Source organism: Paenibacillus sp. JDR-2 (assembly GCF_000023585.1).
Taxonomy (GTDB): domain Bacteria; phylum Bacillota; class Bacilli; order Paenibacillales; family Paenibacillaceae; genus Pristimantibacillus.
Map to the genome: position 1 here is coordinate 5,084,157 of NC_012914.1, position 15,255 is coordinate 5,099,411.

A 15,255-nucleotide genomic window follows, 5' to 3' on the forward strand; every position below is an offset into this window, starting at 1 on the left:
AAGGCAATCATCCTATTCCAAGAAACTTGCGGAAACGTTTGAAGGCACCGGCCTTCTCATCGAGCAGCATTAGCGGAACCATATCGCCCAGGATCCGGCGCGCAATATTGCGGTAAGCAATAGCAGCCCGCGAAGAGGGATCCATTACCGTTGGTTCTCCGGAATTGGCAGCCTTGATGACCTTCTCGTCATCAGGGACAATACCAAGCAAATCAACGGCAAGCACCTGGCAAATTTCGTCAATATCTAGCATTTCGCCGTTCTTCACCATGTTCTGGCGAATCCGGTTAATAATAATTTTGGACGGAATCTGCTCTTTCTCGAGCAATCCGATAACACGGTCAGCATCGCGGACCGCTGCATTCTCCGGCGTTGTTACAACGATCGCACGATCCGCGCCTGCAATCGCGTTACGGAAGCCATGCTCTATGCCTGCCGGACAATCAATGATTACGTAATCGAAATCCTTCTTAAGCTCGAGCACCATATCCCGGACTTGCTCCGGCGATACGTCCTGTTTATCCTTTGTTTGGGCAGCAGGCAGCATATACAGTTCTTCAAAGCGCTTGTCTTTAATCAAAGCCTGATTAAGCCGGCAGCGTCCTTCAGCTACATCTATCAGGTCATAAATAATTCGATTCTCAAGTCCCATTACAACATCCAAATTACGCAATCCGATGTCGGTATCGACCATACAAACCTTTTTGCCAAGCAAAGCAAGTGCCGTACCTAAATTAGCCGAGGTCGTCGTTTTACCGACTCCACCTTTGCCTGATGTTACAACAATCGCCTCTCCCATGCATGAACACCCCTTATACCTTAATCGGATTATTGCGTAAACGGAATAATTGCGTCATTTTGTCAATCTGCATGTTTCCCTCATACAAATAAGCGAATTCCATGGCTGCATCCCCGGACATCCATTCCTCCGGAGGACGGCTGATGACATCGGCAATTCGAAGCTGGGTTGGACGCATAAGCGAAGCGGCGATAATGACATCCGGCCGGCCGTTTACGCCTGCATGGGCGACACCTCTCAGTGCGCCCATTACGTATATATCTCCGCTGCACAGGATTGTACCGCCCGGATTGACATCCCCGGCTAGCAGCAGGTCACCGTCATGCTCAATTGTTTGGCCGGAACGGACAATTCCCGTTATAACATGAGGGCCGGCGGGAGCCGTATTCGCTCCATCCTGCCCCGCAGAGGACGATTCAATCGACTGGACCATTAAATTGCCCTGCGAGCGAATGACCGATTTGATCCGTTCCTTATCATCCTCGCCAAGCTGCCTTGCCCCAAGTTTCACATGCACGTGAACGAGCGGGCCGGTCAGCAGCTGCTGATGCGTTTTCTCCAACTTATACTGCAGCTCGTCAAGCAAAACTGCGAATTCGCACTTATCGTCGAGAAGGAACACGAGACCTTCCTTGACACCTTTAATCATAATATGCTGCTTCTCGGTCACGTCTGTCCCTCCCCAACGTAATCCATTCTTTTCGCGGTGTGCAAATTCCTGCTTTCTGCCTATAAATTATTCTTCATCCGAATCCGGATTCAGCTTCAAATGGCTTTCGAAAAGACGCCTTGCCGGTACGTAAACCGCCAGCGCAAAGACCAGTTGAAGGAACAGGCTTGGCAAAATATGATCCATTAGCGCCCAGGCATACGTTTCTTTCGTAATCCGGAAAACCATATTTACGAAATACACAATCGTGTCGTATAAAATAGAGCCGAGGCCGACCACGGACAACGCCGTGAGCAGCGTGCTGCGCCGGCGCTCCAGCAGTACGCCGGTGTAGTATCCGATAAGTCCCATGGAAAAGGCGTTAACACCCATTAAATGTCCGAAGTAGATGATATCCTGCAGAAATCCAAAGCTTATTCCGAAAAATAAAGCCCGGTGCCGCCCGCTGTATAAGGCAGAAAAAACAACAAAAACGAACATAAAATGAGGTACGATTCTTCCCGTCAGCTCAATCGGAATAAGCCAAGGCATTATGGCGCCCTCTACGATAAACAAGAGCAGCATGACAAGAATAAGCCGGTTGATGCCTTTATCGCCCATCTTATTCATCTCCCGATTCGGTCGGCTGAACGACGAACACTTCGGTCAGATGATCGAATTTGGCTGCCATTTTAATCGTAGCGGTATGGGTAAGGCCAAAATCGCCGACCTGCCTTGTTTCCACCGTACCGATCACGAGACCCCGAGGGTAGACATTGCCAAGTCCGGATGTAATAACCGTATCGTCAACAATCATTTTGTCGTTTTCGGCAATTTTGGTCATAATGAGGCGATCCGTTTCCTTGTCATAGCTGCCGACAATACCAAACGACTCGTTCTCCCTGCCGAGAACCGTTGCCGCAATGGCGTTCGACGTCGGCGAGGTGTCATCGAGTTCCGTAAGCGGAGTTACCGTTGCCGTGTACGGACGAACATTGCTGACAAGTCCAACAAGTCCGTCAATTGTCGTTACTGCCATATTAGGCTTGATTCCGTTCTTTGAACCTAGGTTAATAACCATCGTATGATTGTAAGGATCGTTATCAATTGCAATAACTTGAGCAATCAAATAATTATATTTGTACATATTCTTCTGACGTTCCGTAAAGTGAAGCTCTTCCTGCAGCCGCTCGTTCTCCTTCTGGACAAAATTGTAATTAATCTTGTCCCGCGCATAAGCAGCAGCCGTCAGCTTCAGCTGTTCATTCTCCTCATGCAGCGTCTTGAGTTCGCGAATGTCCTCAAAGAAGCCCGCTACTAATCCAGCGGGCTTGTAGAACCATTGCTGCGCGAATCCAACAGAATCGCCGAGAAACTTCTCGGGCCAAGTCAGCTCCTTGCGGTCGCTTAGTGAGAAACCGATAACCGCAATGAACAGGATTAATCCGATCATAAGCATAAACAACCGCTTATTTCTTAGCAGCTTAAACAGTTTTAATCACCTGCCCGTTCCATATCCTAACCGCTCTGGTTCTCTTATCGTTTCGAGCGGGAAGATCCGCCTTTTTTGAACAAGTGAATGTGGTCAAGCGAACGGCCTGTACCAATAGCTACGCAATCAAGCGGATTATCCGCTACAATGACAGGCATTCCTGTCTCGCGTGCCAGCAGCTTGTCCAGGTTGCGAAGCAACGCTCCGCCGCCAGTAAGTACAATACCGCGGTCCATAATGTCGGCAGACAATTCAGGCGGGCATTTTTCCAGCGTAATTTTTACTGCGTCTACAATTGAATTCACCGTGTCCATCAGCGCTTCCGTAACTTCTTCCGATGTAATAGGCAGCGTCTTAGGCAGGCCCGTTACGAGGTCGCGGCCGCGGATTTCGATCGATTCTGAAATATCGAAAGGAAGCGCCGTGCCAATCTCCATCTTCAACTGCTCGGCTGTTCTTTCGCCAATCATAAGATTATAGAAACGTTTGATATATTGGATAATCGCTTCATCCATCTCGTCGCCCGCTACGCGGATCGAACGGCTTGTAACGATACCGCCAAGCGAAATAACGGCAACTTCCGTTGTGCCGCCGCCGATATCAACAACCATGCTGCCTGTTGGCTCCCAAACAGGAAGATCAGCACCGATCGCAGCTGCAAACGGTTCTTCGATCGTATACGCTTCGCGAGCGCCCGCTTGCTTGGCCGCATCTTCAACAGCGCGTTTTTCTACCGCAGTAATACCGGACGGTACGCAAACCATAACGTTAGGATGCTTAGGAAACAGCGATTTTTGTTTTTGCGCGGAACGGATAAAATATTTAATCATTGTTGCGGTTGTTTCGAAATCGGCGATAACGCCATCTTTCATCGGACGAACAGCACGAATGTTGCCCGGTGTTCTGCCGATCATCTTTTTCGCTTGTTCACCAACCGCTTCAATCGTTTTTGTGTCAGTACGCAGAGCTACAACAGACGGCTCTCTTACAACAATACCTTTTCCTTTTACAAATACGAGCGTGTTTGCAGTACCCAAATCAATTCCCAAATCTTTCGAAAAACCACCAAACATGTTAATGCTCCCTTCTAATTGCGACAATCCTACTTATTATATTACATGTAACCATGTTCCTTCAAACTGATAAACCTTCCATCCCCGATGACCAAATGGTCCAGCACTTCAATCCCCATCAGTTCACCAGCCTCCACAAGACGCTTCGTTAATGTGATGTCCTCCGGGCTTGGCATAGGGTCTCCGCTCGGATGATTATGAACACAAATAATTGAAGCGCTGCCGGCCTTCACGGCCGCCCTAAAAACTTCTCTTGGATGAACAAGAGACGCGTTAAGCGTGCCGACCGATAACGTTTCCCGGGCAATAATATGGTTCTTCGTATTCAGAAACAGGCAGACGAAGTGCTCCTTTTTCAGGTAGCGCATCTCTTCCATCACATAGTTCGCAGCATCCTGCGGTTTACGTACCGTCACAAGCTCGCCTTGTCCGCTCCGTACGATACGGCGTCCAAGCTCGATTCCGGCCCGCAGCTGGACCGCTTTTACCGGTCCGATCCCTTTTATTGCCGTCAGCTCGCTCATGCTCATATCAAGCAAATTTCGCAAGCTTCCGCATTCTTTCAATATTTTACCAGCCAAATGCACAGCCGATTCCTGCTTTGTACCCGTACGCAGCAGAATCGCAAGCAATTCGGTATGGCTAAGCGCTTCGGCCCCATATTGCATCATGCGTTCTCTTGGTCGCTCTTCATGGGGGACATTTCGTAACAGATTGCCTTGCTCCATGTCCGTCCCTGCCTCTTCTTCCAGCTAAAATGATATGGCATTACTTGGTGTTATGTCCAAATCAAGGTCACTTCATGAAAAGTTAATTGAGAAAAACTTCTATCGATGCGCATCGAAGATGAGCGACCGCGATCCAGTGGTGGTTTTTATCGCCAATCAGAAAGCTAGTTTTCGAGTTCCAAAACTTATATTTGCTGATGTGGTTAGAAAACCTGAATTTCATAATGAGCAAGCATGTCCGACAACAGGGACACCGGCAAGCCAACGACATTAAAATAACAGCCGTCAATCTTCTCGACCAGCGTTGCGCCAAGTCCTTGAATCCCGTAAGCACCCGCTTTATCATCGGGTTCGCCCGTTGCGATATACCGCTTCAGTACTTCATCTCGCATCGGCTTCATATAAACCTTCGTCATCCGATGCGCGGAGGTCTCGGCACCGGTCTCCGCAACCACGCAAGCCACTCCCGTATAAACCTCATGCTCGCGCCCTTGAAGGCTTCGCAGCATGGACAATGCCTCTTCATGGTCCTTCGGCTTGCCAAGCACCCGGCCGTCTACAACAACAATCGTGTCTGCTCCAACCACGAGAGAATGGTTCTCTTCCCGGCGATCCTTCAGAATTGCTGCCGTCGCATGCGCCTTACGGAGAGCCAACTGCTCGACAATATGTGCAGGCGCCCAATCGGAAGGTACCGACTCGTCGGCATCAGAGGACAAAATATAAACCGGCAAGGAAAGGCCCAGCGATGCGACCAGTTCCTTCCGGCGCGGTGACGACGATGCCAGCACAAGCTGGCTGATCGGTTTAGTCGATTCATACTTGCTCAAAGTCCACTTGCTCCTTCATTTCCGGCAGACTGGCCGGTTTACATTTTACGATATAACCAAATAGCGGCTAGAGCGCCAATAATACTGAATAAGCTAATTTGAACATGTACATTCAGATCCAGGCTGAGCACATACAGATCAACGGCAGGAGACCAGGTTGTATCGATTGTTTTGGTCAAAAAAGAGATTCCGGATACTGGCTCCAGCCATCGCGCAACGAGTGCGCCGGCCACTAAGCCCAGCACGAGGAAAAGCAATAAAATCCAGCCGTTTTTCTTCATTATTCAACGCCTCTCGCCATTTATTGACACCTGTTCCCTATTATACTTAGGTTCGATTTCGTTTACAATGCGTTGATCGATTCATACCACTGTTTTTGCGTGCCAACCGCGTCCATAAGCGCGTCTTGGACAGCCCACAAATGCGATTGCGACGGCTTTTTATCGTATTCCTCTAGCGACTTAGCCGCAGTATTCATAGATTGAATTAATTTTATGAGAAATGCTTTTCCGGACTCGTCCGTTACGCCTGCCTGCATCGCTTTGACGCTTTCCGTCCACTTCTGATATTCTGCCTGCCAGGATTCGGCAGCGGCTGAGCTCAGCGGCGACAAGCTTGGCTGCTCCAGCTGCGTTAATGCCAGTTCATCCAGCATGCTGATCAAGCCGATCATGTTGTTCATAAACGCCGTTGCCGCTTTCGCATCTCCTGCAAACGGGAACTGCTCGGGCACTTGAACGTCGATCTGCTTGATATAGACGGGAACATCTTCGCCAAGATCATTGCTGAGGGCAAGCGCGCGTGCCCGATCTATGGCCATTCCGGCATATACCCGGTAGTCGTTAGCCGTTTGCAGCCCTGCTGCAGCCAGCCCTTTATCCGTCAGTTCCTTAATGGCAGCATCCCTGCCTTCCGTGTTGCTGAATACCCCGTATTGGAGCAGCTGATACGATTGAAGCGGTATGTCCAGCTTCACGCGGCCGGCTGTCAGATTAGTCGACGGACTGGACTTGCCGCTATTTGTATTCGTTTTATCCCCGTTTGGCGACGCGCTTGGATTGGTTACGGATCCGTTAACGGGATTGGCCAACTTATTATTGGAATCGGACTGATCCGGCGTATTTGTAAACAGGGATAGCAGCAAATAGCCGAACAACGCACCCGTTGCCAAGGCTCCAGCTACCGATAGAAACACTTTGATCCAGGATGGAGGCGCGGAATAATTATGAACCGGACCGGACCAGCGGTTTGCCTTCTGTCCATTGTTATTCAGGTTCAAGTCCACGTCCAGCTCCGGATAATGCTGCAGCTCGCCCCAAGGACCGGACTCCGTTTGCATAGGCATGGCATGCAGCTCCGGCTGAACAGACTTTGATTCAGACTGCGGGATTGACTCCGGCAATACCGCAGAGGGTTGTAACTTTTGGCGGGGATGCCACTGCGCGGGACGCTGCCTCTGCTTGGCCGATGGTCCGGTCTCTAGTTGAGAATCAAGATCAGCCGGATCTTGAACAAGCATTGGCTTTGTTACCGGTAGAACGGCGGGAGCTGCTGCCGGCTTCTTCTCCGTTGCCGGAGCTGGCTGTGGTTCCGTATCGCGAATCAGATCCTCAAGCGCGCCGACATCCTCCTGGAACGGACTCATCCAGGGACTAAAAGGGCTTTCCGCAGTCTCATACTCGGATTTGGCATAGAGAGGTACAATATTCGAAGGCTTGCCCTGTTCCCGTTCCGGGGCTTGCTGAGGCTTAGCGCTAATTTCCTTGCGGCCGTTATCTTCAACACTCTGGCCGGTGCGGTCAAATCGGTAAGTGATCCTGTTATTCTTGTTCATGTCATTCTCTCCTTGTCCCGTTCTTCTATTGCTACTCTATGAGATTCGATAGAGAATTATGATAGATTTGCCCCGATTCACTCCGTAAAAAAACGCCCTAAAAAACCTCGTTCGAGGATTTTAGGGCGTTCTTCGCCATGCTTGATTTTATGGTTTATGCTTTTGCTTTCAGCGTCTTCGCAAGTGCATCCGCCGTTTTCCAAATGTCGCCCGCACCCATTGTAATAACAAGATCGCCCGGAGCAACCTTAGCGGTCAAATGCACCAGCACCTCTTCTTTTGTCGGGATATAAGACGTGTTGGCGTTGCTGTTTGTCTTAATCATTTCAACCAGCTTCCGGGAATGAACCCCTTCAATCTGCTGTTCGCCTGCCGGAGAGTAGATATCCGTAATGATAACTTCATCCGCCTCCGGGAATGCCCGGCTGAACTGCTCCAGCAGGAAGAAGGTGCGCGTGTAGCGCTGAGGCTGGAATACCGCAATAATACGCTTACCCGTTGCTTTTGCTGCGCTTATCGTTGCCTGAATCTCCGTCGGGTGATGCGCGTAGTCATCAATGACCAGAATGTCATTCACTTCGCCAAGCACCTGGAACCGTCGCTTTGCGCCGATAAATTCGTGAATGGCTTTCGCGATATTGTCAAATGACAGTCCCGCTTCGAGGCAGGTAATGACCGTTGCCATCGCGTTGTACACATTGTGGCGGCCCGGAACCGACAATTCGAGTGTGCCAAGCGTCGTACCGCGATGCGTCATTTCAAACGATACCTTTCGGTCGCCAAGGCTGATATTTTCCGCTTTATACTCGGAATCGCTGTCGATACCGTAAGTAATCAGCTTCGAAGCTGTGTCCGCATCAAGCTTCGGAAGCAGCTCGGTAATCGTCTCGTCATCCGCGCATACAATCGCTTTGCCGTTCTCTTTAACCTGGGAAAGGAATTTCACGTAAGCGGCTTTCAGCTTCCCGAAATCTCCGTCATAGTTCTCCAGGTGGTCAGGCTCAATGTTTGTGACAATGGCAATGCTCGGGTGATACTGCAAGAATGAACCGTCGCTTTCATCCGCTTCCGCAACGACATATTCGCCTTTGCCGGCTTTTGCGTTCGTTCCCACATTGACGATCTCGCCGCCGATAATATAAGTTGGATCGGCATCGCATTTTTCCATAACAAGCGCGATCATGGAGGAAGTAGTCGTCTTCCCATGTGCTCCGGCTACGGCCACGCCTTTGCCGGCATTCATGAGCCGCGCAAGCATTTGAGCACGGTGCAGCACCGGAATATTCAGCTCTTCCGCCGCCATCCGCTCCACATTGTCTTTCGAGAGCGCTGTCGAATAAACGACAAGATCGGCGCCCTTGACATGCTCCGCCTCATGGCCGATATAGATTTGCGCGCCTTTCGCCGCTAGCTTTTCCGTCAATTCCTGACGGGCTACATCGGAACCGGTAATTTTATATCCCATTTCTAGCATAACGCGGGCGATTGCGCTCATGCCGTAACCGCCGATTCCGATGAAATGAACATGTTCTGCCGTATTCAAAGACGGTTCACCAACCTTTTTCAGAATCCGAGTTGTACAATATGCGGGAGCGAACGTCACCTATTAAATAAAGCGTACCAGTCACAACCCCAAGGTCTGTTTCCCCGGTCAATTGTTGCAATTTGCGGAGGCCTTCTCGCCAATCTTTCTCCACGATAAGCTCAAAGGAAGACTCCGCAGGCTTCACATCGCGGACAAGATCGGCGAGAAGTTCCGCATCTAGCTTGCTGCGGAAATCAGGCTCGGTCACGATAAGCGTATCCACTATTGGTAGTATATGCTTTAGAACATCCCGATGATTCTTATTCTCTACCATCGCCATCATGACATGAAGACGATCATACCGGTAAGTCGAACGAAGTGCCTGCACAAGCGATTCAGCACCTTCCGGATTATGCGCCCCGTCAATCAGAATGCGGGGAGAACGGGATACCATTTCCAGGCGTCCCGGCCATTTCGCCTCGCGCAGCCCGTCTGCTAGCGCATCGTCTTCTACGATCAAAGCGTAATATTGACGAAGCACTTCAAGCGTCATGACCGCAACGGCAGCATTCGTCCGCTGATGCGCGCCATTAAGGGTAATCGTGAGCGGATCAATAGAACGGAACATCCCTTCGAAACGGAAGGTTTGCTCATCCTCTTCGCTCGACAGTTCCTTGATGTTAAACTGATCGCCTAACAGATACAGCGTACTCTTCTTCTCTGCTGCCGTCCGCTTCACAACCTCAACGACTTCAGGCTGATCCACTGCGCTTACTACTGGAACGCCGGCTTTAATAATGCCGGCTTTCTCGAAGGCTACGGCCTCAAGCGTGTCGCCAAGCCGGTCCATATGGTCATGGCCGACATTCGTAATGACGGAGATGATAGGCGTAACGATATTCGTAACGTCCATTCTTCCGCCAAGCCCTGTTTCCCAAACGACATAATCCGGATAAGTGACGGTCGCATAGAACAGAATGGCAAGAGCCGTAGATACTTCGAACATCGTAGGCGAGCCGAACTCCGTCTCCGCTAATTCCTCTACATGCGACTTAAGCACATTGGACAGACGAAGAAGAGTCTCTTCGTCAATATCCTGGCCGTTATATTGGAACCGGTTTGTGAACTTCGTAATATAAGGCGAAGTAAACGTCCCCACATCATATCCGCATTTCATCAATACGCTTGTTAAGTATGCGCAGGTTGAACCTTTTCCGTTTGTACCCGCAATATGAATAAATTTGAGTCTGCGGTGAGGGTTATTCAGTCTCTCCAGCAGCTGCTCAATACGGTCAAGACCCGGGCGGATTCCAAACGGAATAAGCCCGTTGATCCAATCGACCGCTTCCTTATAGGAACGAAGCATGCCGCTTCGTTCCATTCCTGTTCCGTTTTCGATCATCGTAAGCGTCCTTCTTCCATCAGATCATTAGCTGCGCAGCTCTTCGATACGCGCAAGAACCTTATCTCGTTTGCCTGCGTAGTCTGCCATTTTGGCGCGTTCTTCTTCAATGACTTTAGCCGGAGCCTTCGCAACAAAACCTTCGTTACCAAGCTTTTTCTCTACGCGCTCTACTTCGGAATTCAGCGTTGCGAGCTCTTTCTCTAGACGGGCGATCTCCTGCGAAATATCGATCAGGCCCGCAAGTGGCAGGTAAAGCTCCGCACCGGTTACGATTGCCGTCATTGCTTTATCCGGAGCTGCCAAGCCAAGACCGGTCTCAAACGACGAAGTGCCGCAGAAACGTCTGATAAATTCTTCGTTGCGGCTGACAATCGCCGCTTCCGCTTCACCGGAAGGCTTGATCATCAGCTCAACCTTCTTGCTCATCGGTACATTCACTTCCGCACGAACGTTGCGTACCGCACGGATAATGTCCATGAGAAGCTCCATCTCTTTTACCGCTTCCGGCGCTTCAAGAGCTTCCTCGTATACCGGCCAAGCGGCTAAGGTAATCGACTCGCCTTCATGCGGCAGATGCTGCCAGATTTCCTCGCTGATGTAAGGCATAAACGGATGAATCAGACGCTGCGTACGGTCAAGCACATAAGCGAGTACCGACTGCGTCGCGCGTTTTGCCTGCTCGTCAGTGCCGTACAGATTAAGCTTCGCAAATTCGATATACCAGTCGCACAGATCATCCCAGATGAAGTTGTACAAAATACGGCCGGTTTCTCCGAACTCGTAGCTGTCGATCAGACGGGTCGCTTCGCGCACCGTTTCGTTAAGACGATGCAGGATCCAGCGTTCAGCCGTACCGAGATTGCTCTTGATATCGATATCGGAAGACGTAAAGCCCTCGAGGTTCATCAGAGCGAAACGGGATGCGTTCCAAATCTTGTTCGCAAAATTGCGGGCCTGCTCGACTTTCTCGATCCGGAAGCGCAGATCCTGACCCGGCGTGCTGCCTGTCGAGATCATGTAACGCATCGCATCGGCACCGTAGTTCTCGATTACGTCAAGCGGGTCAACGCCGTTGCCAAGCGATTTGGACATTTTGCGTCCTTCCGCGTCGCGAACGAGACCATGCATCAGCACGTCCTTGAACGGAATTTGATCCGTGAACTCAAGTGCCGTAAAGATCATGCGGGCAACCCAGAAATAAACGATGTCATAACCCGTTACAAGAACATCCGTCGGGTAGTAACGTTTGAAGTCTTCCGTTTCTTCCGGCCAGCCGAGCGTGGAGAACGGCCAAAGCCCGGAGCTGAACCAGGTATCCAGAACGTCTTCGTCCTGACGCAGCGATGCGCTGCCGCAAGCCGCGCAGGCTGTTACGTCCTCGCGGGCAACATGCATCTCGCCGCAGGATTCGCAGTACCACGCCGGAATGCGGTGGCCCCACCACAGCTGGCGGGAAATACACCAGTCGCGAACATTCTCGATCCAGTTCAAATAAATTTTCTCGAAGCGGTCCGGTACAAAGTTAACGCCATTGCCGGATTTTTGCGCTTCAATCGCGCGTTCAGCCAGCGGCTTCATCGCAACGAACCATTGCGTCGACAAATACGGTTCAACAACCGCGCCGCTGCGCTCGCTATGGCCAACTTGATGCACGTGATCCTCGATGCGGATGCAAACGCCTTGCTCCTGCAGATCCTTCACCAGCTGCTTGCGGCAGTCTGCGCGGTCGAGACCTTGATAAGGACCCGCATGCTCGTTCATGGTGCCTGTCTCATCCATTACGATGATTTGCGGCAGGTCATGGCGCAGGCCAACCTCGAAGTCATTCGGGTCATGCGCAGGCGTGATTTTTACCGCGCCGGAACCAAAATCCTTCTCCACGTATTCATCGGCAATAATCGGAATCTCGCGGCCAACAACCGGCAGCACGATCATTTGGCCAATCAGGTGCTTGTAACGCTCGTCTTCCGGATGAACCGCTACGGCCGTATCGCCGAGCATCGTCTCCGGACGCGTTGTTGCAACGGTAATATGGCCGCTGCCGTCCTTGAGCGGATATTGGAGATGGTACAGGTGGCCGTTGAGCTCTTTGTACTCTACTTCAATATCGGACAAAGCCGTGCGGGCAGCCGGATCCCAGTTAATAATCTTTTTGCCTCGGTAGATAAGGCCCTTCTCATGCAAACGGACGAATACTTCACGTACCGCCTTGGACAAACCTTCATCCAATGTAAAACGTTCGCGGGAATAGTCCAGAGACAGTCCCATTTTGCCCCATTGCTCGCGAATCGTGCCCGCATAAAGCTCTTTCCAGTCCCAAACCTGCTCCAGGAACTTCTCGCGTCCAAGGTCGTAACGGCTCAGCCCCTGCTCGCGCAGCTTCTGTTCTACCTTGGTTTGAGTAGCAATACCCGCATGGTCGGTGCCCGGCAGCCACAGCGTGTCAAAGCCCTGCATCCGTTTGGTGCGGATAATGATATCTTGAAGGGTGAAATCGAGCGCGTGCCCGATATGAAGCATCCCCGTAACGTTTGGCGGCGGGATTACGATCGTAAAAGGCTTTGCGTCCGGGCGCTGGCCCGCCTTGAAAAATTGCCCCTGCTGCCAGAAATCGTACCATTTCTGCTCAGCTGCCTTCGGATCATAAGTCGTCGGCATCGTTGTCTTGTCTGACATCTTTACTTCCTCCTAAAATGAATTGCCAAACTAGGTTGTTCATCAACCGTTTGTGGTGATTCATACTTCGTAAGCATAAACCAAATGAATTGCCAAACTAGGTTGTTCATCAACCGTTTGTGGTGATTCATGCTTCGTAAGCATAAACCAAATGAATTGCCAAACTAGGTTGTTCATCAACCGTTTGTGGTGATTCATGCTTCGTAAGCATTACCATTTTTGTCATTGCATGGATAGAAATACAAAAAAACCTTCCGCCCTTATAGCAAAGGACGAAAGGTTATCTTCCGTGGTACCACCTTTGTTCCGCACCTCAGAAAAGCAAGCACGGCACTCAAACAGATAACGGCTGCGGCCGGCTTGAAATAACGGATAAACCCGCTTCTTTCAAGCAACTCCGGGGCGACAAGCGAAGCAGTAAATTCCTGCGGTACCTTTCAGCGTTACAGTCCCGCTCTCTGAAGGCTTGGCTGCTTACTCTTCCCCTTCAACGTCAATATATGTTGAAAAAAATCAGATATAGCATATTTTATCCAAGATGTCCCCGAAAGTCAACTTGCGTCTATGCCTAATTAGTGACCCATCATCATTGGCATTTCGGCTTTTTCCGTGCTTGCGCCTTCCGCGCGCTTCGGCTTCGACAACAAGAACCCGATCAGCGTGCCAACGACACCGATAATCGTCAGAATCAGGAACGTATCCCCGTAAGAGGATGCCGCCACATGGGAAGCAATTACAGGAGTGATGTCGGCAGGATTCGTAATGCCTCCAGCCGCCATTTCGGAAGCCATGTAATGCTCGGTGCGTCTTGCCAGAATCGTTGCAAGCCCCGCTACCGCAAAGGAAGTCATAACCTGCTGGGCTGCATTCGTGAGCGAGGTTACGCGGCTGACCAGCTCGGGAGGAGCCGATTGAATAATATGCGTATTCAGCGGCATCATCGAAAGACCCATACCCGCTCCAAGCAGAATAAGCGGCAAGATATACGAGCCTACCGTTGCGTCGGACGAGATGTTCGACAGGAGGAACGCTCCGATCGTTACGATTGCCAGACCGCTCATAACAAGCGGGCGAGCGCCAATCTTGTCAAACAGCTTGCCGCCAATCGGCATAAAGACCGCTGCCGCCAAAGCCTGCGGAAGCAGGATCAAGCCGGTATCAAGTGCAGAGTAGCCCTTGGCTGTCTGCAGGAACAGCGGGAACAGGAACAACGTGCCAAAGAGGGCGATCTGGGATACCCATTGAACCACAATCCCTTTGGAGAAATCCGCCGATTTGAACACGCGAAGCTCAAGAAGCGGCTGTTTGCGGTTCAATTCCACGATAATAAAGATGATAAGCGAGACGCCGCCTACGATAAGACCGGTCAACGTTTTCGCAGAGCCCCAGTCCGTGCCGCCTTCGCTGACGCCGTAAGCAAGACCGGCGAAAGCCAGCGGAGCAAAGATCATGCCAAGCACGTCAAGCTGCGGAACCGTTTGGCGGGCTAAAGCCGGCAAGGTGCGAATACCAAGAACCACCGCCACAACGCCTACAGGGATGTTAATGATAAAGATCCAGTGCCAGGTTACATAGTCAACCAGCCAGCCGGCAAGAACAGGTCCAAGAGCAGGCGCGAGAAGCATCGGAATACCGATCATGCCCATCACGGCACCTTGTTTGCCCGGAGGGCTTAAACGATAAGTAAAGGCCATTGCAATCGGGGCAACCATACCGCCGCCTAGACCTTGAATAATACGGAAAATAATCAATTGATCAGCCGTTGTCGCAAATGCGCAAAGCGCGGAACCAATTGTAAACAAAACGATGGAAGTCAAATAGATTTGCTTCGCGCCGAAACGGTCGGATAACCATCCGGCAAGCGGAATAACGGCAGCCTGCGCAAGCGCGTAGCCCGTTACCGTCCATTGAATAAGCGACAGGCTTGCTCCCCCAAAATCTTCGCGCAGCTTGGGAATCGCTACGTTCATTGCCGTACCGTCGAGAATAACCATGAACATCCCCACAATGATAGCAAGAAGCGGTACCATTATGGATTTGATAGACATGGAGTTGTTGTTTGTTGCTTCAGTCATGTATTCCTCTCTCCTCCTAAAAAATATTGAAGTAATTCTTGCTTGGGCAGCAAGTTACTTTCCCTCTATTGCAAATCCGCTGACGCCTTGACCTCTGTACTATCCAGCAGTAAAATGAGTAAGGCGCAAGACGACTGCGGACAATTGTCCGCTAACGTATGATACCGGA

Annotated in this window: 13 protein-coding genes and 1 other annotated feature; all 13 genes read right to left on the minus strand. The window is 50.8% G+C overall.

Annotated features, from left to right (window positions below):
* Window positions 1-7: 7 nt before the first annotated feature.
* The 13 genes from minD to PJDR2_RS22310 all read right to left on the minus strand — a co-directional run bounded on the left by minD (window position 8) and on the right by PJDR2_RS22310 (window position 15,086).
* Window positions 8-799: a septum site-determining protein MinD gene (gene minD / locus PJDR2_RS22250; protein ID WP_015845979.1), complete on the minus strand. Its 792-nt coding sequence runs from the start codon at window positions 797-799 to the stop codon at window positions 8-10.
* A gap of 13 nt (window positions 800-812) precedes the next feature.
* Window positions 813-1,469: a septum site-determining protein MinC gene (locus PJDR2_RS22255; protein ID WP_015845980.1), complete on the minus strand. Its 657-nt coding sequence runs from the start codon at window positions 1,467-1,469 to the stop codon at window positions 813-815.
* Between the two features lie 66 nt (window positions 1,470-1,535).
* Window positions 1,536-2,069 (minus strand): rod shape-determining protein MreD, encoded by a 534-nt coding sequence (gene mreD / locus PJDR2_RS22260; RefSeq protein WP_015845981.1) that lies wholly within the window; start codon window positions 2,067-2,069, stop codon window positions 1,536-1,538.
* 1 nt (window position 2,070) lies between these two features.
* The gene (gene mreC / locus PJDR2_RS22265; protein ID WP_049790071.1) at window positions 2,071-2,907 is read right to left on the minus strand and encodes a rod shape-determining protein MreC; all 837 of its coding nucleotides are present in this window, start codon (window positions 2,905-2,907) and stop codon (window positions 2,071-2,073) included.
* A gap of 77 nt (window positions 2,908-2,984) precedes the next feature.
* Complete coding sequence (locus PJDR2_RS22270; RefSeq protein WP_015845983.1) at window positions 2,985-4,013, minus strand: rod shape-determining protein; 1,029 nt, start codon at window positions 4,011-4,013, stop codon at window positions 2,985-2,987.
* A 41-nt stretch (window positions 4,014-4,054) separates the two neighbouring features.
* Window positions 4,055-4,741 carry a RadC family protein gene (radC, locus tag PJDR2_RS22275; protein ID WP_015845984.1) on the minus strand — a complete coding sequence of 229 codons (687 nt, stop codon included), beginning with the start codon at window positions 4,739-4,741 and terminating at the stop codon, window positions 4,055-4,057.
* Window positions 4,742-4,944: 203 nt separating this feature from the next.
* Entirely contained in the window at window positions 4,945-5,571 is a 627-nt protein-coding gene (locus tag PJDR2_RS22280) for a Maf family protein (RefSeq protein WP_015845985.1), read from the minus strand.
* Between the two features lie 38 nt (window positions 5,572-5,609).
* Window positions 5,610-5,852, minus strand: coding sequence for a DUF4321 domain-containing protein (locus tag PJDR2_RS22285; RefSeq protein ID WP_015845986.1), 243 nt, complete (start codon window positions 5,850-5,852; stop codon window positions 5,610-5,612).
* Window positions 5,853-5,914: 62 nt separating this feature from the next.
* Window positions 5,915-7,405 carry an SPOR domain-containing protein gene (locus PJDR2_RS22290; protein ID WP_015845987.1) on the minus strand — a complete coding sequence of 497 codons (1,491 nt, stop codon included), beginning with the start codon at window positions 7,403-7,405 and terminating at the stop codon, window positions 5,915-5,917.
* 154 nt (window positions 7,406-7,559) lie between these two features.
* A complete protein-coding gene (gene murC, locus PJDR2_RS22295; RefSeq protein ID WP_015845988.1) occupies window positions 7,560-8,948 on the minus strand; it encodes a UDP-N-acetylmuramate--L-alanine ligase in 1,389 nt (462 codons plus the stop codon).
* 7 nt (window positions 8,949-8,955) lie between these two features.
* Window positions 8,956-10,332, minus strand: a complete 1,377-nt coding sequence (locus tag PJDR2_RS22300) for a bifunctional folylpolyglutamate synthase/dihydrofolate synthase (RefSeq protein ID WP_015845989.1) — start codon at window positions 10,330-10,332, stop codon at window positions 8,956-8,958.
* Between the two features lie 27 nt (window positions 10,333-10,359).
* Window positions 10,360-13,011, minus strand: a complete 2,652-nt coding sequence (locus PJDR2_RS22305; RefSeq protein WP_015845990.1) for a valine--tRNA ligase — start codon at window positions 13,009-13,011, stop codon at window positions 10,360-10,362.
* Window positions 13,012-13,276: 265 nt separating this feature from the next.
* Window positions 13,277-13,511, minus strand: a binding site (T-box leader).
* 72 nt (window positions 13,512-13,583) lie between these two features.
* A complete protein-coding gene (locus PJDR2_RS22310) occupies window positions 13,584-15,086 on the minus strand; it encodes an MDR family MFS transporter (protein ID WP_015845991.1) in 1,503 nt (500 codons plus the stop codon).
* Window positions 15,087-15,255 lie beyond the last annotated feature (169 nt).